Raw genomic sequence first — 21,170 nt, forward strand, 5'->3', positions numbered from 1 at the left:
GTCACTCCAGGCCGCTGCCATTCAGCGGCCTTTTTTCGTTGTGGTCTGAAAGCCGTCTGCTGCGTCTGTAACAACGAGAAACATCAAGCCGCTCAAGAACCAGAGCGGCCCGCTGACCCAAGGAGCCCCACCGCACGTGTTTTACCCTGTCCGCCTCACCCCGCTGTTCATTGCAATTGCCGCAACGATTGCCCCCGCTGTCCACGCCGATGAGTCTGCCCAACAAGGCTTCATCGCAGGCTCGAGCCTCAACCTCAACGCCCGCAACTACTACATGAATCGCAACCGCTTGCAGAAGGCGGACGACAATATCGAGTGGGGTCAGGGTTTTCTCGGCGTGTTCCAGTCTGGCTACACCGAAGGCACGGTCGGCTTCGGCGTCGATGCCCACGCCATGCTCGGTTTGAAACTCGACGGTGGTGGCGGGACCGACGGTTCGAGCATCCTGCCGATCAGCGATGGCAACGGCAAAGCGCCGGGTTCGTTCTCCACGGCGGGTGGCACGTTGAAAATCCGCGCCTTCGATACCGAGTTGAAGGCCGGTGATCTGTTCCTCACCAACCCGGTGATTGCCGGGGGCGACACGCGGATGCTGCCGCAGACCTTTCGTGGCATCAGCCTGAGCAACCACAGCTTCGACGGCTGGTTGATCGAAGGTGGCCAGGCCAGTTTCACCAAGCCCTATAACCAGAGCGGTCATACCCGCATCGGAACGTCGTACGGTTCGCTCGCCGACGGTGACGAAAGCCAGCACCTGAACTGGGCCGGTGTGGCCTGGAGCGGAGTTGAGGGCCTGACCAGCAGTCTTTACGCCTCCGAGCTCAAGGACATCTGGAACCAGTACTACTACGACCTCGACTACACCTGGCAACTGAACGATCTGGTCAGCCTCAACCCGGGCCTGCATTTCTATCACACGCAAGACACCGGTGATGCGCTGCTGGGCAACATCGACAACAACACCTGGAGCACGCATCTCACCGTCGGCATCGGCAACCACAGCGTCACCGCCGCCTACCAGCGGGTCAACGGCAACACACCATTCGACTACATCAGCCAGGGCGACAGCGTTTACCTGGACAACTCGCAGCAGTATTCGGACTTCAACGGCCCGAACGAACGCTCGTGGAAGCTCAAGTACGCCTATGACTTTGCTGGCGTCGGCTTGCCAGGCCTGACTTCGGCGCTGTCATATTCGCTTGGCACGGTCGACCTGACCAAAGCCGACCCCGACAGCGCAGGCTATTCGAGCTGGTACAGCGCCGATGGCCGCAACGCCAAACATTGGGAACGCGATATCGATTTGCAGTACGTCGTGCAAAGCGGCCAGGCCAAGAACCTGGCGGTGCGCCTGCAATGGGCGACCAACCGGGGCGGCAACGGCTACGGCGCGATTGATTCGGATACAGATGAATACCGCGTGATCATCGACTACCCGGTCAACGTCTTCTAAGATCGGCGCTGCGTTTTTCAGATCCTCTGATCTACCCTGTGGGAGCGAGCCTGCTCGCGAAAGCGGTGTGTCATTCAACACAGATGTTGACTGACAATCAGCTTTCGCGAGCAGGCTCGCTCCCACAGGTTCGTCCGGCGTCAGCCCAACTAAGCTTATGAAACCACTCCAACCGGCTCCTCATCATGATCGCCAGCCGCAAGCCTTCCACCACAGGCCTTACCGGTCGCCCCGAGCGCCTGCTGATCCTCGGCAGCCTGCTGACCGTGATTGCGATGGTGTGCATCGTCACCTTCCTGCTGATTCGCGAGTACGCCAGTGCGCAGGAAGCCGCCACGCGCCGCGCCACGACCATCGCGCAATTGATCGATGCCGATGTGCTGCGCACCGTCGAGCTGTACGACCTGACGCTGCAAGGGCTAATCGCCGCCGCCCAGCGTGACGACCTGCAGAACGTCTCGCCGCAGATCCGTCATCTGGCACTGTTCGATCGCTCTGCCACCGCGCGCTTCAAGGGCGACATCCTCCTGCTCGACAAGCATGGCGAGGTGATCGCCGACTCCTCGCGCATCGAAGCGAAACCGGGCAATTTCGCCGATCGCGATTATTTCCTCGCCCACGCATTCAACCGCGACATCGGCATGTTCATCAGCCGCCCGTTCAAGACCCGCTGCGATTGCGAAGAGGCCGATCAGTGGCGCATCAGCTTCAGCCGGCGCATCTCCTCGCAGACCGATGAATTCCTCGGCGTTGCCGTCGCTTCGTTGAAACTCGACTACTTCGACGACCTGTTCAAAAGCCTCGACATCGGCACCGACAGCACACTGAACATCATCAACAGCGATGGCGTGCTGCTCGCGCAGAAGCCCTATTTGCAAAGCGATTCGGTCGGCAAGAGTTTCGGCAACCGGCCCAACGTCGTGCGGATTCTCAACGATCGCGATGGCAGCGGCAGTTTCACCAGTACCTCGAGCATGGATAAACAACGCCGGCTCTATACCTACTCGCGGGTCGGCAATCTGCCGTTGACCGTGATGGTGGCGCTGTCCAGCGAGGAAGTGTTCGGTACCTGGCGGCGCACAGCGATCCTGATCAGCGGCGCCACCGGCGTGTTGTGCCTGGGCCTGTTGTGGCTGACCTGGCTGCTGGCCCGGGAACTGCGTTTGCGCCATCGCGCCGAACGCGAACTGGCGCAACTGGCTGCCACCGATGACCTGACCGGTGTGGCCAACCGGCGCATGCTCGATCAGACCCTGCGCCACGAATGGTTCCGCGCCCAGCGCTCGGGCCAGCCGCTGTCGGTGATGATGATCGATGCCGACCACTTCAAGGCCTTCAATGATCGTCATGGCCATCAAGCTGGGGATCAGGTCTTGCGTGAACTGGCCAAGGTAATCACCGCGAACGTGCGACGCCCGGCAGATCTGGTCGCGCGGTATGGCGGTGAAGAGTTTTCGGTGATTCTCGCCGAGACCGACAGCGCCGGGGCGCAGCAGATCGCGGAGCAGATTCGCCAGGCTGTGGAAAACTTGCCGTGGGTCGAAGGCGCTGAGCGCGCGATGACCGTGAGTATCGGCATCGCCACCTGGACATCGGCGAGCGAGATGACTCTGGAGCAGCTGCTGTTTGCGGCGGACAAAGCGCTGTATCAGGCCAAGGAAGGCGGGCGTAATCGCGTTGTAGTGTCAGTTTAAAGTCAAAAGATCGCAGCCTTCGGCAGCTCCTACATCTGGAATGCGGTATCCCTGTAGGAGCTGCCGAAGGCTGCGATCTTTTGATCTTATAAAGGGCATAAAAAAAGGCCATCCGAGGATGGCCTTCAAAAAACTAGAGAGGTTTTTTACTTACACCGCCGCAACAGGGCGCATGTAAGAGATCGGTGCGGTGCTGGCGTCTTCGAACGTCACCACTTCCCACGCATCTGTCTGCTCAATCAATTTGCGCAGCAGCTGGTTGTTCAGTGCATGACCGGACTTGAAGCCTTTGAACTCACCAATAAGGCTGTTGCCCAGCAGGTACAGGTCGCCAATCGCGTCGAGGATCTTGTGTTTGACGAATTCGTCTTCATAACGAAGACCGTCTTCGTTCAACACGCCATCAGCGTCGACCACGATCGCGTTTTCCACGCTGCCGCCGAGTGCGAGGTTGTGCTTGCGCAGGTACTCGATGTCACTCATGAAGCCAAAGGTACGGGCGCGGCTGACTTCTTTTACGAACGAAGTGCTGGAAAAATCCACGCTTGCACTCTGGGTGCGGTCCCGGAATACCGGGTGATCGAAATCGATCTCGAAGCTCACCTTAAAGCCTTCGAAAGGGACGAAAGTGGCGCGCTTGTCGCCGTCTTCCACTGTCACTTCACGCAGGATGCGGATGAATTTCTTGGCGGCGTCCTGTTCTTCCAGGCCTGCCGATTGAATCAGGAATACGAAGGGTCCAGCGCTGCCATCCATGATCGGGACTTCGGACGCGGAGAGCTCGACGTAGGCGTTATCGATGCCCAGGCCAGCCATGGCCGAGAGCAAGTGCTCTACCGTGTCCACTTTGACGTCGCCATTGATCAGCGTCGTCGACATAGTGGTTTCACCGACGTTTTCCGCGCGGGCAGGAATCTGCACCACAGGGTCGAGGTCAGCGCGACAAAACACAATGCCAGTGTCGACAGGCGCAGGCTTGAGGGTCAGATAGACCTTCTCACCGGAGTGCAGGCCTACACCTGTGGCACGGATAATATTTTTCAGTGTGCGTTGTTTAATCATGGCTTGGGCCGCTTCAGCGCAAATTGCGAACTGGTATCAACAAAGGCTGGCGATGATAGCAGACCATGCCTTTGCTGAACACCAATCACCTTCATAGCCCTGATACATTCCATCAATCGGCCTGACGACGCAGGAATGCCGGAATGTCCAGGTAGTCCAGGTCATCCTGCGGATTCATCTTCGCGGCAGCCGCAGCACCGGCCTGAGCCTGGTTGCGCATGACGGTCGGACGGTCCAGATCACGGTAGTTCACCGCTGGCTGCTCCTGACGGGCCGGAGCCGGTTGTTGCACCTGCGCCGAAGCCATCGAGGTGTGAACGGTGTTGTCGATAACCTTTACAGGCTTCTCGATTTTCGCGCCCAGACCGGTAGCAACCACAGTTACGTGCAGCTCGTCGCGCATGTCCGGATCGATAACGGTACCGACCTTGACCATCGCGTGCTCGGAAGCGAAGGCTTCGATGATCGAACCAACGTCGGAGTACTCACCCAGGGACAGGTCAGGACCGGCGGTGATGTTCACCAGAATGCCGCGCGCGCCTTGCAGGTTGACGTCTTCCAGCAGCGGGTTGCGGATCGCCGCTTCGGTAGCTTCACGTGCACGGTTCGGACCGCTGGCGCAGCCAGTGCCCATCATCGCCATGCCCATTTCGCTCATCACGGTGCGTACGTCGGCGAAGTCGACGTTGATCATGCCCGGACGCTTGATGATGTCGGAGATACCGCGAACGGCACCGGCCAGAACATCGTCCGCCTTGGCGAAAGCCGACAACAGGCTTGCGTCTTTGCCGAGGATGGTCAGTAGTTTTTCGTTCGGAATGGTGATCAGCGAGTCGACGCTCTCCGAAAGCATGCGGATGCCTTCGTCGGCAATCTGCATACGCTTGCGGCCTTCGAACGGGAACGGACGGGTCACGACCGCAACGGTCAGGATGCCCATTTCCTTGGCCACTTCGGCGATGATCGGCGCTGCACCGGTACCGGTACCGCCGCCCATGCCGGTGGTGATGAACACCATGTTGGTGCCGGCCAGCACTTCAGCGATGCGCTCGCGGTCTTCCAGAGCGGCTTGACGGCCGACTTCAGGATTGGCGCCGGCACCCAGGCCCTTGGTCACGCCGGTGCCCAGTTGCAGGATGGTCCGCGCGCCGATGTTTTTCAGCGCTTGAGCATCGGTGTTGGCGCAGATGAACTCAACGCCTTCGATGTTGCTCTTGACCATGTGATTGACAGCGTTGCCGCCGCCACCGCCGACACCGATAACTTTGATTACCGGGCTTGCGGGGATGTTGTCTACGAGTTCGAACATTTTCCCTCTCCTTACATTCTCTAGTTTTTTCGCCTACTGCTGTTTGTAACGGTGTATCTACTGCAGTTGCTTGCCGCTTGAAGCTTGTCGCTCCAGGCTGCTTTTTTAAAAATTGCCCTGAACCCACTTTTTCAGTCGGTCCAGCAGCGGCGCCTGAGGCTCTTCGCTGCTGTAGCTGTCGCGGCTGCCGATGCCGGAGAACGAAACTCCGTCGGACTGCTTCTGCAGGCCGTACATCAACAAGCCGACGCCAGTGGAATAAATCGGGTTGCGCACCACGTCATCCAGACCTTTCACGCCATGCGGCACACCGAGGCGCACCGGCATGTGGAAGATTTCTTCGGCCAGTTCAGTGGCGCCTTCCATTTTCGACGTACCGCCGGTGAGCACGATGCCCGCCGGGATCAGGTCTTCGTAGCCGCTGCGACGCAGCTCGGCCTGGATCAGGGTGAACAGTTCGTCGTAACGCGGCTCGACCACTTCGGCCAGGGCCTGACGCGACAGCTCACGCGGTGGACGGTCGCCAACGCTCGGCACCTTGATGGTTTCGCCGGCACCGGCCAGTTTGGCCAGGGCGCAGGCGTAACGGATCTTGATCTCTTCGGCGTACTGGGTCGGAGTGCGCAACGCCATGGCGATGTCGTTGGTCACTTGATCACCGGCAATCGGGATCACCGCGGTGTGACGGATCGCGCCTTCGGTGAAGATCGCGATGTCGGTGGTGCCGCCACCAATGTCGACCAGGCACACGCCCAGTTCTTTTTCGTCGTCGGTCAGCACCGAGTAGGCCGAGGCCAGTTGCTCGAGGATGATGTCGTCGATTTCCAGACCGCAGCGACGCACGCATTTTTCAATGTTCTGTGCAGCGTTGACCGCGCAGGTGACCACGTGAACCTTGGCTTCCAGACGCACGCCGGACATGCCCAGCGGCTCGCGCACGCCTTCCTGGTTATCGATCACGTAATCCTGCGGCAGGGTGTGCAGCACGCGCTGGTCAGCCGGGATCGCCACGGCCTGGGCGGCGTCGAGTACACGCTCAAGGTCCGCCGAGCTGACTTCGCGATCACGGATCGCGACGATGCCGTGGGAGTTCAGGCTGCGGATGTGATTGCCGGCCACGCCGACGAACGCCGAGTGAATGCGGCAGCCGGCCATCAGTTGGGCTTCTTCGATCGCGCGCTGGATCGACTGCACGGTGGATTCGATGTTGACCACCACGCCCTTCTTCAGACCGCGGGACGGATGCGTGCCGATCCCGACGATTTCCAGCTGGCCGTCGTCCGCGACCTCGCCTACCAGCGCCACCACTTTGGAGGTGCCGATATCCAGACCGACGATCATTTTGCCGCTTTGCACGTTTGCCATGGGTCCTGCCTCTTCTTAATTCTTTGCGACAGCGGGTTGGGCTGTCGTCGGCGCTACGGGTTCCCGCCAGCCAACAGCGAGGCCGTTGGCGTAGCGCAGATCGATGCGCGCAATGTTCGTAATCTGCTCTTTCAGCGTCTTGTCATAGATGGCGATGAAGCGGCGCATCTTTTCCACCAGGTTGCCGCGTCCCAGCAGCAACTCGATGCCGGGGCCGGAACTGCCGGCACCGGTGGTCAGGAACCAGCTGCCGCGTTCACGCAATTCCAGGCGTGCAATCGAAAAACCCAGCGGCCGCAGCATCTGGCTCAGCACCTGATACTGCTGCATCACCTGCTGCTGAGCCCGTTGTGGGCCGAACAGCTGCGGCAGGTGTTCGTAGTTCGCCAGCTCCTTGGGCGTGAACGCCTGGCCCTGGTTGTTGAGCAACGACTCGTCGCCCCAACGCGCCACCGGCAATTGCTCTTCGAGGCGGATCACTACCTGATCCGGCCACACCCGACGCACTTCGGCGTGGGCGATCCAGGGCATCTGCTCAAGCTCGGTACGCATACCGGCGAGGTCGATGGTGAAGAAACTCGACGCCACGAACGGCGCGATCCGCTGCTGCACCGCCTGCTGGCTGATGTAGCTCAAGTCGCCCTGCACCGCGATCTTGCTGATCGGCCGGTCGGCGTACGGCAGCAAACGCTGCGCGCCTTCGTAGGTACCAAAGCCCAGCGCCACCAGCAGCACCGGCCAGAACAGGCTTTTCAGAAAGCCGAAATTGGCTTTCGGCAGGCGCGCGGACATCGGCTCTTTCGCCACCATTCGGCTGGCACCCCGCGGCACCGGCTTGCGGCCGGGTGCGGGTGGCTGATGTCTGAGATGAGCGCCTTGCATGGTCTTAACCTCGCGCCTCTGTTGCGCCTGCGTTTTCAACGCTGGCGGCCAGAATGGCCAGAACCAGTTGCTGGAAATCCAGACCGGCAGCCCGCGCCGCCATCGGCACCAGGCTGTGATCGGTCATGCCCGGTGCGGTATTGACTTCGAGGAACCAGAACTGCCCGTCGGCGTCCTGCATCACGTCCGCCCTGCCCCAACCGGCGATACCCAGCGCCTCACAGGCCTTGGCCGTGAGTTCCATGAGTTCCTGTTCCTTGACCGCGTCCAGCCCGCACGGAATGCGGTACTGGGTATCGTTGGCGATGTATTTGGCGTCGTAGTCGTAAAATGTGTGCGGTGTACCCAGGGCGATAGGAGGCAACACCTGGTCACGCAGGGTGGCGATGGTGAACTCCGGACCTTGAATCCATTGCTCGACCAACACTTGCGAATCGTAGGTACTGGCCGCTTTCCATGCGTCGATCAACTCGGACGCAGAGTTCACTTTGGCCATCCCGATACTTGAACCTTCATGCGCCGGTTTGACGATCAAAGGCAAGCCCAGTTCCGTCGCTGCGGAAATACAATCGGCTTCGCTGCACAGCACGGCGTGGCGCGGCGTCGGAATCCCGAGGCTGTGCCAGACCTGCTTGGTGCGCAGCTTGTCCATCGCCAGTGCCGAGGCGAGGATGCCGCTGCCGGTGTACGGAATGCCGGCGCATTCGAGCAGGCCCTGCATGCTGCCGTCTTCACCGCCGCGACCGTGGAGAATGATGAACGCGCGGTCGATCTTTTCGCTGAGCAGACGCTGCAGGAAGTCTTCGCCCACATCGATGCCGAACGCGTCGACGCCAGCGCTTTGCAGCGCTTCGAGCACGGCGTTGCCGGATTTCAGCGAAACCTCACGCTCGGCACTCAGGCCGCCGAAGAGCACGGCGACGCGGCCGAAGTCTTTCGGCGCAATGGTGGAGAACAGCTTGGCGTAGGCAGCAGTCATTTCAACTTCCCCTCGACCGGCGCCGCCACGGCGCCGGCGAACAATTCACTTTTCAACAGCTTCGGCGCGAGACCGCCGATATCACCCGCGCCCTGGCACAGCAGAATGTCGCCGGCGCGCAGCAGCGGCTTGACCAGCGGTGCCAGGTCAACGCCACGCTCGATGTAGATCGGGTCGAGCTGACCGCGCTGACGGATGCTGTTGCACAGCTTGCGGCTGTCGGCGCCCGGGATCGGCTCTTCGCCGGCCGGATAGACTTCCATCAGCAGCAGCACGTTGGCGTCGGCCAGGACATTGACGAAGTCGTCGTACAGATCACGGGTGCGGCTGTAGCGATGCGGCTGGTAGACCATCACCAGACGACGCTCCGGCCAGCCACCGCGCACGGCTTTGATCACCGCAGCGACCTCGGTCGGGTGGTGCCCGTAGTCGTCGACCAGCATCACGTTGCCGCCGTCCACTGGCAGTTCGCCGTAGACCTGGAAGCGTCGACCGACGCCCTGGAAGCCCGACAGGCCCTGAACGATGGCTTCGTCGCTGACGCCTTCGTCGGTGGCGATGCAGATGGTCGCCAGCGAGTTGAGCACGTTGTGGTTGCCGGGCATGTTCACCGACACGTCCAGCGGCTCGCGATCCGGGCGCAGCACGGTGAAGAAGGTCTGCATGCCCTGCTGACGGACATTGATTGCGCGTACGTCGGCGTCTTCGCTGAAGCCGTAGGTCACGGTCGGACGTTTCACCAGCGGCAGGATTTCGCGCACCACCGGATCGTCCAGGCACATCACCGCCAGCCCGTAGAACGGCAGGTTGTGCAGGAATTCGACGAAGGTTTTCTTCAGTTTGTTGAAGTCACCGTCGTAGGTCGCCATGTGGTCGGCGTCGATGTTGGTGACCACGGCCACCAGCGGCTGCAGATGCAGGAAGCTCGCATCACTTTCGTCCGCTTCGGCGATCAGGTAACGGCTGGTGCCAAGCTGGGCATTGGTGCCCGCTGCATTCAGGCGACCACCGATCACGAATGTCGGGTCCAGACCACCGGCCGCGAACACCGAAGCGATCAGGCTGGTGGTGGTGGTCTTGCCGTGGGTACCGGCGACGGCGATGCCGTGGCGATAGCGCATCAGCTCGGCGAGCATTTCTGCGCGCGGCACCACAGGAATGCGGCGCTCAAGGGCAGTCGCCACTTCCGGGTTGGAGGTGTTCACCGCGCTCGACACCACCAGCACATCGGCAGTAGCGGCGTTCTCGGCACGGTGACCAATGAAGATCTGCGCGCCGAAGGTTTCCAGGCGCTCGGTGACCGGCGACGCTTTCAGGTCGGAACCGGAGACTTGGTAGCCCAGGTTCAACAACACTTCAGCGATACCGCACATGCCCACGCCGCCGATGCCGACGAAATGGATGCGACGGATGCGGCGCATTTCCGGTTGTGGCATGGCTTTCTGATTCTCAACCATGGGCCACCTCCAGACAGGTATCGACCACGCTACGGGTGGCATCGGGTTTGGCCAGTCGGCGGGCCGCTTGGGCCATTGCTTCGAGTCGTTGCGGTTGCATCAAGACCTCTGTCAGGCGCGCGGCAAGATCCGCGGCACCAGTCGTTCTTTGCGGCATCAGGAAGGCAGCGCCTTCGCGGGCCAAATAATCGGCGTTGCGGGTCTGGTGATCGTCGATCGCGTGGGGCAAAGGCACCAGCATCGAGGGCAGACCGGCGGCCGCCAGCTCACTGATGGTCAGCGCGCCGGCGCGGCACACCACCAGGTCAGCCCAGCCATAGGCCTGGGCCATGTCTTTGATGAACGGCTGCACCTGCGCTTCCACACCCACGGCGCGGTAACGCTCGGCAGTCACTTCATCGTGATTTTTGCCGGCCTGATGAAACACTTCCGGGCGCAAATCGGCAGCGACTTGGGCCAGGGCTTCAGGCAGCAATTTGTTCAACGGTTCTGCGCCCAGGCTGCCGCCAAGGATCAGCAAACGCGCTTTGCGTCCGGCCAGCGCCGGTCGCGATGTGTCGAGGAACAGCTCGCTGCGCACCGGATTTCCGGTGGTACGGCGGCTGTCCGACAGAGTAAAGGTGTCGGGGAACGCTTCACACACTCGGGCGGCGAACGGCACCAGCAACCGATTGGCGGTGCCGGCGACAGCGTTCTGCTCGTGAACGATCACCGGCACGCCGGCCAGTTTCGCAGCAAGACCACCAGGGCCGGTCACATATCCGCCGAAGCCAACCACGCACACCGGCTTCAGGCGGCGCATGATCGCCCGCGCCTGCCACACCGATTTCAGCAACATCAGCGGCGCCTTGAGCAGCGACAGCTTGCCCTTGCCGCGCAGACCGCTGGCGTTGATCCGGTGCAGTTCAAGCCCAGCCGCCGGAACCAGTTCGTTTTCGATCCCGCGTGGCGTGCCGAGCCAGTGCACGGTATAGCCGCGCGCCTGAAACTCGCGGGCACAGGCCAGCGCCGGGAACACGTGGCCGCCGGTACCGCCGGCCATGATCAATACATTAGCGCCCATGAGTCGGCTCCTCGGCGAAGTCGCTCTCCTGGAATTCCATCTCTTCGCTGCCCAGGTGGGTTCGACTCTCCCACTCGATGCGCAGCAACAGGCCGAGACAGGCGCAGCAGATCACCAGCGAGCTGCCGCCGTAACTGAGGAACGGCAAGGTCAGCCCCTTGGTTGGCAGCAGGCCGACGTTCACACCGATGTTGATCAGGAACTGACCAATCCACAGGAACGACAAGCCGTAAGCCACGTAAGCGGCAAAGAACTGCTTGGCCTTCTCCGCCCACAGGCCGATGTACATGCCGCGAATACACACGAACACGAACAGCGCGACGGTGCACAGCGAACCCACCGCACCGAGTTCTTCGGCGAGTACCGAGAACACGAAGTCGGTATGCGCTTCCGGCAGGTAGAACTGCTTCTGCACGCTGTTGCCCAGGCCGACGCCCAGCCACTCGCCGCGACCGAAAGCGATCAAGGCCTGCGACAACTGATAACCGGCGCCGAACTGGTCGGCCCACGGGTCGGCGAAGTTGGTCAGACGCGCCATTCGATAGGGCTGCATCTGGATCAGCAGAACCACCGCGCCAACCGCCAGCACCACCATCAGCGAGAAACGGAACAACCCGACCCCGCCAAGAAACAGCATCGCCGCCGCCGCGCCCATCATGACTACGGTGGCACCGAAGTCCGGCTCCATCAGCAACAGACCGGCCATTGGCAGCAGGACGATGAACGGCTTGAAGAAGCCCATCCAGCTTTCGCGTACTTCTTTCTGCCGGCGCACCAGATAACCGGCGAGGTAGATCACCACGAACACCTTGGCGATTTCCGACGGTTGCACGTTGAAGAAGCTGAAACCGATCCAGCGCATCGAACCGTTCACTTCGCGGCCGATGCCGGGGATGATCACCATCACCAGCAGGCCGAACGCACCGATCAGCATCATCCAGCCGAGGCGCTGCCAGGTGGCGATCGGGATCATCATGGTGACGATGCACGCGCCCAGGCCCAGCACCACATATATAAGGTGGCGAATCATGTAATACAGCGGACTGCCCGACTGTGCCGCCGCCACTTCGGTGGACGCCGAGGCGATCATGATCAGGCCGAGACCGAGCAGCGCCAGGCAACCGGCGAGCATCGGGAAGTCGAGGTCGATGCCACGCCCGGTGATCAGCGGCGACGGGTACGGCTTGATGATGTTTCTCAGGTTCATGCCAGTTCCTCCACAGCGCGGACGAACTGGTGACCACGGTCTTCGTAATTCTTGAACATGTCGAAACTGGCGCAGGCCGGCGACAGCAGCACCACGTCACCCGGTTGGGCAGCGGCGCGGCATTGCTCAACGGCGTCAACCAGCGAGGTCGCGCGAATCAGCGGCACGGCATCACCGATGGCTGCGCCGATCTTGTCGGAGTCGCGGCCCATCAGCACCACAGCGCGGCAGTTCGCCGCCACCGGATCGCGCAAATCATTGAATTCGGCGCCCTTGCCGTCACCGCCGGCGATCAGAATGACCTTGCCGTCGATGTCCGTACCGAGGCCTTCGATCGCGGCCAGAGCGGCGCCAACGTTGGTGGCTTTGGAATCGTTGTAATAGGCCACGCCGTCGAGATCGCGCACCCACTGGCAACGATGCTCGAGGCCGGCAAACGTGCGCAACGCCGCGAGCATGGCGTCGAACGGCAGGCCCACCGCGTGACCCAGTGCCAATGCGGCGAGCGCGTTGGACTGGTTGTGTGCGCCACGAATTTTCAGTTCACGCACCGGCATCAGGTTCTGGAATTCGAAGGCGAGGTATTTCTCGCCGTCTTCTTCGCGAATGCCGAACGCCTTGAAATCCGGTTTGCTCAGGCCAAAGGTCCAGCATGGCTGGCCTTCGCCAATCAATGGACGGCTCAGGGCGTCCTGACGGTTGACCACAAACTGCTTCGCGCCCCGGAAGATCCGGTGCTTGGCCAGGTGATAGGCCGGCAGACCGCTGTAGCGATCCATGTGGTCTTCGCTGATGTTCAGTACGGTGGCGACTTCGGCGTTGAGCTGGTCGGTGGTTTCCAGCTGGAAACTCGACAACTCCATGACGTACAGCTCGACGTCATCGCTAAGCAGATCCAGCGCCGGCGTGCCGAGGTTGCCGCCAACGGCGACGCGCTTGCCGGCCGCAGCCGCCATCTCGCCGACCAGAGTAGTGACGGTGCTTTTCGCGTTGGAGCCGGTAATGGCCACGATCGGCGCCCGCGCGTTACGCGCGAACAACTCGATGTCGCCGGACATTTTCACGCCACGGGCAGCGGCGGCTTGCAGGGCCGGGGTCGCCAGCGCCAGGCCGGGGCTCACGTAGAGCTCGTCGGCACGGCAGAGGAATTCGACGTCCAGCTCGCCACAACGCACTTCCACGTGCGGATAGTCACGCTTGAGCGTGGCCAGTTCCGGTGGATTTTCCCGCGTGTCGGCCACAGCAAACGACGTGCCCCGGTTCGCCAGGAAGCGAACCAGGGACATGCCGCTCTTGCCGAGGCCGACAACGATGCGGAAGTGGTCAGAAGCGATCAGAGACACTCGTTCTACCTCAGCTTCAGGGTGGCAAGGCCGACCAGGACGAGAATCACGGTGATGATCCAGAAACGGACGATCACGCGCGGCTCGGGCCAGCCCTTGAGTTCAAAGTGGTGGTGAATCGGCGCCATGCGGAACACGCGGCGACCGGTCAGCTTAAAGGAGGCAACCTGAATGACCACTGACAGGGTTTCCATTACGAACACGCCGCCCATGATGAACAGGACGATTTCCTGACGGACGATCACCGCGATGGTGCCCAGTGCCGCGCCGAGTGCCAGGGCACCGACGTCGCCCATGAACACTTGCGCCGGATAGGTGTTGAACCAGAGGAAACCGAGGCCGGCACCGATCAGCGCACCGCAGAACACAATCAGCTCGCCCGCGCCCGGCACGTAAGGAATCAGCAGGTATTCGGCGAATTTCACGTTACCCGACAGGTAGCAGAAAATCCCCAGGCCGCCGCCGACCATCACGGTTGGCATGATCGCCAGGCCGTCGAGGCCGTCAGTCAGGTTGACCGCGTTGCTCGAACCGACAATCACAAAGTAGGTCAGCACGATGAAACCGGCGCCCAGCGGGATGCTGTAGTCCTTGAGCATCGGCAGGATCAGCGTGGTTTCCACCGGCGTCGCGGCAGTCATATAAAGGAAGATCGCTGCGCCGAGGCCGAACACCGACTGCCAGAAGTATTTCCAGCGGCTCGGCAGGCCACGGGAGTTTTTCTCGATGACTTTGCGGTAATCGTCGACCCAGCCGATGGCGCCGAACAGCAGGGTCACCAGCAGCACCACCCAGACGTAGCGGTTGCTCAGGTCAGCCCAGAGCAGCGTGCTGACGCCGATCGACGACAGGATCAACGCGCCACCCATGGTCGGCGTACCGGATTTGGACAGGTGCGATTGCGGGCCGTCGTTACGTACCGATTGGCCGATCTGACGGTTCTGCAGAGTACGGATCATCCACGGGCCATAGCACAGCGACAAGACCAGCGCGGTCAGCACACCGAGAATCCCGCGCAGGGTCAGGTACTGGAAGACCGCGAAGCCTTTGTAGAACTGTTGCAGATACTCCGCTAGCAGCAGCAGCATTAATGTTTCTCCAGACTGGACCCGCACAGAGCCGCAACGATGTTTTCCATCGCTGCGCTGCGCGAACCCTTGATCAAAATGGTGGTGTTTGTGTCCTGCTCGGCGGCGAGGGCCTGGATCAGCTCGGCCTGGGTGCCGAAGTGCTGCGCCTGCTCACCGAAAGCGTTTACCGCGTGGACCATGTTCGGCCCGACCGCGTAAAGCGCGGAAACCTTGCCCCGGGCGTACTCGCCCACGTCGCGGTGCCCCTGCTCCGCCCAGTCGCCCAACTCGCCGATATCTCCGAGCACCAGGACGGTGCGGCCGGAAAAGCCGGCGAGTATATCAACGGCCGCACACATCGAGGTGGGGTTTGCGTTGTAGGTGTCGTCGATCACGCGCATGCCGTTTTTCGCCAGTTGCGCGACGGTGCGCCCCTTGACCGGTTGCACCGCGCCGAGGCCGGTGGCGATGCCGAACAGCGACACGCCCAAGGCGTGGGCAGCAGCGGCGGCAGCCAGGGCATTGGCGACGTTATGGGTACCGAGCAGGTTCAGTTGCACGCGCTCACTGCCTTCAGGCGTGTGCAGATTGAACGCCGGGCAACCACGGGCATCAGTGGCCAGATCGCTGGCGTGGAAATTCGCCTCGCTGTTGCTCAGGGCGAAGGTCAACACCTGACGACCGGCAGCGCGGGTCTTCCAGATACCGAAAGCCTTGTCATCGAGGTTGAGCACGGCGATGCCATCGGCGGCCAGGCCTTCGATGATTTCGCCCTTGGCTTCGACGATTTTTTCCGGACCGCCGAACTCACCAACGTGAGCGGTGCCGGCGTTGTTCAGGATCGCCACGTGCGGTTTGGTCAGGCCGACGGTGTAGGCGATTTCACCGAGACGCGAAGCGCCCAGTTCGATCACGGCGGAGGTGTGTTCCGGCGCCAGTTCGATCAGGGTCAGCGGGACGCCGAGGTCGTTGTTCAGGTTGCCACGGGTCGCCAGCACCGGACCGCGCGTGCGCAGGATGCTCGCGAGCATTTCCTTGACCGTGGTCTTGCCACTGGAACCGGTCACCGCCGCCACTGGCTGGGTGAACGCAGCACGGTTCAAGGCGCCGAGTTGGCCCAGCGCCTGACGGGTGTCCTTGACCAGCAATTGCGGCAGCGCGCTGTCGGCGACTTCGCGCTCGACCAGTGCCGCCACGGCGCCTTTACCGGCAACGTCGTTCAGATAATCATGACCGTCGAAACGCGGGCCGGTCAGGGCGATGAACAACTGGCCGGACTGGATCGCCCGACTGTCGATGCTGACGCCGTCGAAACTCGCGTCAGCGCCGATCAAACGGGCTTCGAGTGCGTTGGTCAGTTCGCTGAGTGTCAGGGCCTTAAGCATGGGCCACCTCCCACGCGGTCAGGGCGCGATCGGCCTCGACCAGATCGGAAAACGCATGGCGCACGCCGTTGATTTCCTGATAGTCCTCGTGACCTTTGCCGGCCAGCACAATGACGTCATCAGCGGTTGCGCCAGCAATCAATTGCGCAATGGCCTGGCCGCGACCGGCGACGAAAGTGACTTTATCCACAGCGCTGAAACCGGCGCGGATGTCGTCGAAAATCACCGCAGGATCTTCGGTGCGCGGGTTGTCGTCGGTCACCAGCACTTGGTCGGCCAGACGCTCGACCACTTCGGCCATCAACGGACGTTTGCCGCGATCGCGATCACCGCCGCAGCCGAACAGGCACAGCAATTGGCCCTTGACGTGCGGGCGCAGCGCAGTGAGAACTTTTTCCAAGGCATCCGGGGTATGGGCGTAATCGACCACCACCAGCGGTTGCGTACCACCACCCAGACGCTGCATGCGCCCGGCCGGACCTTCGAGCTTCGGCAGCACTTTGAGAATTTCGTCGAGGGCGTAATCCAGACCGAGCAAGGCGCCGACTGCGGCCAATACGTTGCTCAAGTTGAAACGGCCGAGCAGCGTGCTGCGCAGGTGATGCTCGCCCTGTGGCGTGACCAGCGTGGCGCGCACGCCGTGGTCGTCGAACTGCGCTTCGCGGCAGAACAGGTACGCGCTGCTGTCGAGCAGGCTGTAGGTGATCAGGCGCGACTCGCGTTTTTCCGCCGCCAGTTGCCGGCCGAAATCGTCGTCGAGATTGACCACGCGGCACTTCAGGTCATTCCAGGCGAACAGCTTGGCCTTGGCCTCGGCGTACGCCTGCATGGTGCCGTGATAATCCAGATGATCGCGGGACAGATTGGTCATCACCGCCACGTCGAACGCCAGCGCGGTGACCCGGCCCTGATCCAGACCGTGGGACGAGACTTCCATGGCCACGGCTTTCGCGCCGGCCTTTTTCAGGTCGCCCAGGGTCGCTTGCACGGCAATTGGGTTCGGCGTGGTGTGCAGGCCACTTTCCAGCGCGCCATGGAAACCGGAACCCAGCGTGCCGACGATGCCGCAATGCTGGCCGAGCAGATCCAGCGCCTGCGCGACCAGTTGGGTCACGCTGGTCTTGCCATTGGTGCCGGTGACGCCGATCAGGTTCAGGTGGTGACTCGGTTCACCGTAAAAACGCCCGGCGATGTCCGACAGCTGCGCCGCCAGACCCTTGACCGGAATCAGCGGCACGTCAGTGATCGGCAGCACGGTGGCGCCTTCGACTTCATAAGCCACGGCAGCCGCGCCGCGTTGCAAGGCATCGGCGATGTGCGCACGGCCATCGAAGCGGCCACCGGGCACGGCGAGAAACAGATCGCCGGCGCGCACGTTGCGGCTGTCCAGCGCCAGTTCACGGATCAACAGATCATGGCCGGCGTGGGGAAATATCTTGTTCAGACTTAATGACATCAGCCGCGCCCTCCATTGGCTTTCAGCGGAACGACCGGGGTGGCGTTGGCCTGTTGCGTGGTCGGCAGGTTGTCCGGGGTCACGTTCATCAGGCGCAGGGTGCCGGACATCACACGGCTGAACACCGGCGCCGACACCAGACCACCGAAGTAACCGGCCTTGGTTGGCTCATCAATCACCACAACGATGGCGTAACGCGGATCGCTCATCGGGCCGAAGCCGGCGAACAGCGAACGGTAGGAGTTTTCCGCGTAGCCCTTGGTGCCAACCGAAGTCTTGCGCGCCGTACCCGACTTGCCGCCGACGTGATAAGCCGGCACTTGCGCACGGAACACGCCGCGCGGTGCTTCGATCACTTGCTGCAACATGCCCTGCATGGTTTTCGCCACGGCTTCCGGCAGCACTTGCGTGGTCTGCGGCATCTTGTCGGTTTTGATCAGGGTCAGCGGCGCGAGGCGACCGTTGTTGGCCAGTGCCGAGAACGCATGCACCAACTGGATCGCGGTCACGGAAATACCGTAGCCGTAAGACAAGGTTGCAGTTTCAGCCTTGCGCCATTCGCGATAGTTCGGCAGATTGCCGACACGTTCGCCGGGGAAGCCCAAACCGGTGTCCTGACCGAGGCCGACTTTCTGCGCGAGGCGGAAAATGGTTTCGCCGCCAATATCGAAGGCGACTTTACTCATGCCGACGTTACTGGAATTGATCAGGATGCCGGTCAGGTCGAGCACCGGCCCTTCGGTCTTCGACACGTCTTTGATGGTGTATTTGCCGATCTGCAACGAGCCCGGATACACCTCGACGGTGTCACTCGGTTTCCAGCGGCCGGTTTCGATCGCCGCGCTCATGGAAATGGCTTTCATGGTCGAACCCGGCTCGAACACGTCGATCATGGCGCGGTTGCGCATCATCGCCGGTTGCAGGTTGCGACGGTTGTTCGGGTTGTAGGTCGGCTGGTTGACCATGGCCAGAATCTCGCCGGTCTTCACATCCATGATCACCAGACTGCCGGCCTTGGCGCCGTTCTCGATGATCGCGTTGCGCAGTTCGCGGTTGGCCAGGTATTGCAGACGCAGATCAATCGACAACGCCAAGGGCTTGCCGGCCTTGGCGTTTTTGGTGACCTGAACATCCTTGATCAGCCGGCCACGGCGATCCTTGATGACTTGTCGTTTGCCCGGCACCCCGGCCAGCCATTCGTCATAGGCCAGCTCGACGCCTTCGCGACCGTGATCGTCGATGTCGGTAAAGCCGACCATGTGCGCGGTGACTTCACCGGCCGGATAGAAGCGGCGGAATTCTTCGATGCCATAGACGCCCGGCACTTTCAGATCGAGCACAGCCTGGCCCTGCTCGGGGGTCAGCCCGCGCACCAGATAAATGAATTCTTTGTTGGCCTGGGCTTCGAGGCGTTCGCTCAGGGCTTTCGGGTTCTGGCCCAACGCTGCGGCAAGTGCCGGCCACTTCTCTTTGGCCGACTGCATTTCCTTGGCGTTGGCCCACAGCGTGGTCACAGGCGTACTGACGGCCAGAGGCTCGCCGTTACGGTCGGTGATCAGGCCACGGTGCGCCGGAATCGGAATGTGCCGCAGGCTGCGCGCGTCGCCCTGGCCTTTAAGGAAGTCACGGTCGACCACTTGCAGGTCGATGATGCGCCAGCAGATCGCCGCGACCATCAGGCCGAGCAGCGCCACCATCAGGCGGAAGCGCCATGGGAACAGTGCGCCTTCGAGTTTCATCATGGCGCCACCATCTTCACGTCAGCCGCGCCAGGGATGTGCATTTTCAGTTGTTCGGTGGCCAGCACTTCGATGCGACTGTGCGCGGTCCAGGTGCTCTGCTCGAGAATCAAGCGGCCCCACTCGGCCTGCGCCTTGTCGCGCACGCTGAGTTCGTTATAAAGCGTGTTGAGCAACTGCCGGTTCCAGTGCGCGCTGTACGACACAGCAATGGCCGAAAACAGCACGCCGATAAACAGCAGCAGCATCAGAAAGCTGCCGCCGGGCAGTGGTTTGGCGAAAAGCTTGCTCACCGCAACTTCTCCGCGACACGCATGACGGCGCTACGGGAACGTGGGTTGGCTTTGAGTTCGGCGTCGGAGGCCGTCTGCGCTTTGCCGTGGATTTTGATTTTCGGTTCGAAGGCGACGTGGCGAACCGGCAGGTTGCGCGGCAGATTGTCGGCCTCGCCTTTCACCAGCTTGCGCATGAACAGTTTGACGATGCGGTCTTCCAGCGAGTGGAAGCTGATGACCACCAGACGGCCGCCAACTTCCAGCGCTTCCAGCGCGGCGTCGAGGCCGGCTTCCAGATCGCCGAGTTCGTTATTGACGTGAATGCGCAAACCCTGGAACGCGCGGGTGGCCGGGTTCTTGCCCTTTTCCCACGCCGGGTTGGCGACTTTCAGCACTTCGGCCAGATCGGCGGTGCGCTCGAACGGCTTGATGTCACGACGCTCGGCGACGGCACGGGCCATACGCCCGGAGAAGCGTTCTTCGCCGTATTCCTTGAACACCCGGGCGATTTCTTCCACCGGCGCGGTGTTGACGAATTCGGCAGCGCTGATGCCGCGGGACGGGTCCATGCGCATGTCCAGCGGACCGTCATTGAGGAAACTGAAGCCGCGCTCAGCGTCGTCAAGCTGCGGCGACGACACGCCGAGGTCGAGCAGAATGCCGCTGACCTTGCCGGTCAGGCCTTGCTCGGCAACCACCGAACCGAGCTCGGCAAAGCTGCGCTGCACAACGACAAAGCGGCCGTCTTCGGCCGCTAGCGTTTGCCCGGTGGCAATCGCTTGAGGATCCTTGTCGAATCCGATGAGCCGACCGTCCGGCCCGAGCTGGCTGAGGATCAACCGACTGTGCCCGCCGCGCCCGAACGTGCCATCCAGATAGCAGCCATCAGGACGTACGGCGAGAGCCTCGACGGCTTCGTCAAGCAGTACGGTGATGTGGTTAAAGCCGCTATCAATAGTCACAGGATCAAATCACGCAGTTCATCAGGCATCGCGCCCGGTTGTTGAATAGCAGCAAGGTCAGCGGCAGATACCGCGTTCCATGCATCCTCGTCCCACAATTGGAACTTGTTCAGTTGGCCGACCAGCATCGCGCGCTTATCGAGCTTGGCGTATTCGCGCAAACGCGGCGGAACCAGGAAACGACCACTGCCATCGAGTTCGAGGTCGACGGCATTACCAATCAATAAACGTTGCAGGCGACGGTTCTCTTCGCGAAGCGAAGGGAGTGCGCGCAACTTGGTTTCAATAATTTCCCACTCATCGAGCGGATAGACACACAGGCATGGATCAACGGCATCAATGGTCACGATCAATTGGCCGGAACTGCGCGAATCGAGCTCGTCACGGTACCGGCTCGGCATGGCGAGACGGCCCTTTGCATCGAGACTGATAGCGTTAGCTCCGCGAAACACGTCAGCGTTTCTCCAAT

At 61.7% G+C, this 21,170-nt stretch carries 18 protein-coding genes; 2 read left to right on the plus strand and 16 right to left on the minus strand.

Going from position 1 to position 21,170, the window contains the following annotated elements; genetic code table 11:
• The first annotated feature begins 136 nt into the window (after window positions 1-136).
• Window positions 137-1,453, plus strand: coding sequence for an OprD family porin (locus ND528_RS22295; protein ID WP_263471265.1), 1,317 nt, complete (start codon window positions 137-139; stop codon window positions 1,451-1,453).
• Between the two features lie 185 nt (window positions 1,454-1,638).
• Window positions 1,639-3,147 (plus strand): sensor domain-containing diguanylate cyclase, encoded by a 1,509-nt coding sequence (locus tag ND528_RS22300; protein WP_263471266.1) that lies wholly within the window; start codon window positions 1,639-1,641, stop codon window positions 3,145-3,147.
• Between the two features lie 150 nt (window positions 3,148-3,297).
• Here the strand turns inward: ND528_RS22300 and lpxC are convergent, their stop codons facing one another.
• The 16 genes from lpxC to mraZ form a co-directional block, all read right to left on the minus strand.
• Entirely contained in the window at window positions 3,298-4,209 is a 912-nt protein-coding gene (gene lpxC, locus ND528_RS22305; protein ID WP_007916984.1) for a UDP-3-O-acyl-N-acetylglucosamine deacetylase, read from the minus strand.
• Window positions 4,210-4,321: 112 nt separating this feature from the next.
• Window positions 4,322-5,518, minus strand: coding sequence for a cell division protein FtsZ (gene ftsZ, locus ND528_RS22310; protein ID WP_016773283.1), 1,197 nt, complete (start codon window positions 5,516-5,518; stop codon window positions 4,322-4,324).
• Window positions 5,519-5,623: 105 nt separating this feature from the next.
• Window positions 5,624-6,883 carry a cell division protein FtsA gene (ftsA, locus tag ND528_RS22315; RefSeq protein ID WP_016773282.1) on the minus strand — a complete coding sequence of 420 codons (1,260 nt, stop codon included), beginning with the start codon at window positions 6,881-6,883 and terminating at the stop codon, window positions 5,624-5,626.
• Window positions 6,884-6,898: 15 nt separating this feature from the next.
• Complete coding sequence (locus tag ND528_RS22320) at window positions 6,899-7,765, minus strand: cell division protein FtsQ/DivIB (protein ID WP_073473459.1); 867 nt, start codon at window positions 7,763-7,765, stop codon at window positions 6,899-6,901.
• A 4-nt stretch (window positions 7,766-7,769) separates the two neighbouring features.
• Window positions 7,770-8,744: a D-alanine--D-alanine ligase gene (locus ND528_RS22325; protein ID WP_263471267.1), complete on the minus strand. Its 975-nt coding sequence runs from the start codon at window positions 8,742-8,744 to the stop codon at window positions 7,770-7,772.
• Window positions 8,741-10,201, minus strand: a complete 1,461-nt coding sequence (murC, locus tag ND528_RS22330; RefSeq protein ID WP_024014243.1) for a UDP-N-acetylmuramate--L-alanine ligase — start codon at window positions 10,199-10,201, stop codon at window positions 8,741-8,743. The genes ND528_RS22325 and murC overlap by 4 nt, the downstream gene beginning before the upstream one ends.
• Entirely contained in the window at window positions 10,194-11,264 is a 1,071-nt protein-coding gene (murG, locus tag ND528_RS22335) for an undecaprenyldiphospho-muramoylpentapeptide beta-N-acetylglucosaminyltransferase (protein ID WP_016773277.1), read from the minus strand. The genes murC and murG overlap by 8 nt, the downstream gene beginning before the upstream one ends.
• A complete protein-coding gene (gene ftsW, locus ND528_RS22340) occupies window positions 11,254-12,471 on the minus strand; it encodes a putative lipid II flippase FtsW (protein ID WP_016773276.1) in 1,218 nt (405 codons plus the stop codon). Before ftsW ends, murG begins: the two co-directional genes overlap by 11 nt.
• A complete protein-coding gene (gene murD, locus ND528_RS22345) occupies window positions 12,468-13,814 on the minus strand; it encodes a UDP-N-acetylmuramoyl-L-alanine--D-glutamate ligase (RefSeq protein ID WP_137214131.1) in 1,347 nt (448 codons plus the stop codon). Before murD ends, ftsW begins: the two co-directional genes overlap by 4 nt.
• Window positions 13,815-13,819: 5 nt before the next feature.
• The gene (mraY, locus tag ND528_RS22350; protein ID WP_016773275.1) at window positions 13,820-14,902 is read right to left on the minus strand and encodes a phospho-N-acetylmuramoyl-pentapeptide-transferase; all 1,083 of its coding nucleotides are present in this window, start codon (window positions 14,900-14,902) and stop codon (window positions 13,820-13,822) included.
• Window positions 14,902-16,269 (minus strand): UDP-N-acetylmuramoyl-tripeptide--D-alanyl-D-alanine ligase, encoded by a 1,368-nt coding sequence (locus tag ND528_RS22355; protein ID WP_130909690.1) that lies wholly within the window; start codon window positions 16,267-16,269, stop codon window positions 14,902-14,904. The genes mraY and ND528_RS22355 overlap by 1 nt, the downstream gene beginning before the upstream one ends.
• The gene (locus ND528_RS22360) at window positions 16,262-17,725 is read right to left on the minus strand and encodes a UDP-N-acetylmuramoyl-L-alanyl-D-glutamate--2,6-diaminopimelate ligase (RefSeq protein WP_263471268.1); all 1,464 of its coding nucleotides are present in this window, start codon (window positions 17,723-17,725) and stop codon (window positions 16,262-16,264) included. Before ND528_RS22360 ends, ND528_RS22355 begins: the two co-directional genes overlap by 8 nt.
• Window positions 17,725-19,464, minus strand: coding sequence for a peptidoglycan D,D-transpeptidase FtsI family protein (locus ND528_RS22365; protein ID WP_174823877.1), 1,740 nt, complete (start codon window positions 19,462-19,464; stop codon window positions 17,725-17,727). The genes ND528_RS22360 and ND528_RS22365 overlap by 1 nt, the downstream gene beginning before the upstream one ends.
• Entirely contained in the window at window positions 19,464-19,757 is a 294-nt protein-coding gene (ftsL, locus tag ND528_RS22370) for a cell division protein FtsL (protein ID WP_016773269.1), read from the minus strand. The genes ND528_RS22365 and ftsL overlap by 1 nt, the downstream gene beginning before the upstream one ends.
• A complete protein-coding gene (rsmH, locus tag ND528_RS22375; RefSeq protein ID WP_024014247.1) occupies window positions 19,754-20,701 on the minus strand; it encodes a 16S rRNA (cytosine(1402)-N(4))-methyltransferase RsmH in 948 nt (315 codons plus the stop codon). The genes ftsL and rsmH overlap by 4 nt, the downstream gene beginning before the upstream one ends.
• Complete coding sequence (gene mraZ / locus ND528_RS22380; RefSeq protein ID WP_007917012.1) at window positions 20,698-21,153, minus strand: division/cell wall cluster transcriptional repressor MraZ; 456 nt, start codon at window positions 21,151-21,153, stop codon at window positions 20,698-20,700. Before mraZ ends, rsmH begins: the two co-directional genes overlap by 4 nt.
• Window positions 21,154-21,170 lie beyond the last annotated feature (17 nt).

Source organism: Pseudomonas mercuritolerans, assembly GCF_025706525.1.
Taxonomy (GTDB): Bacteria; Pseudomonadota; Gammaproteobacteria; order Pseudomonadales; family Pseudomonadaceae; genus Aquipseudomonas; species Aquipseudomonas mercuritolerans.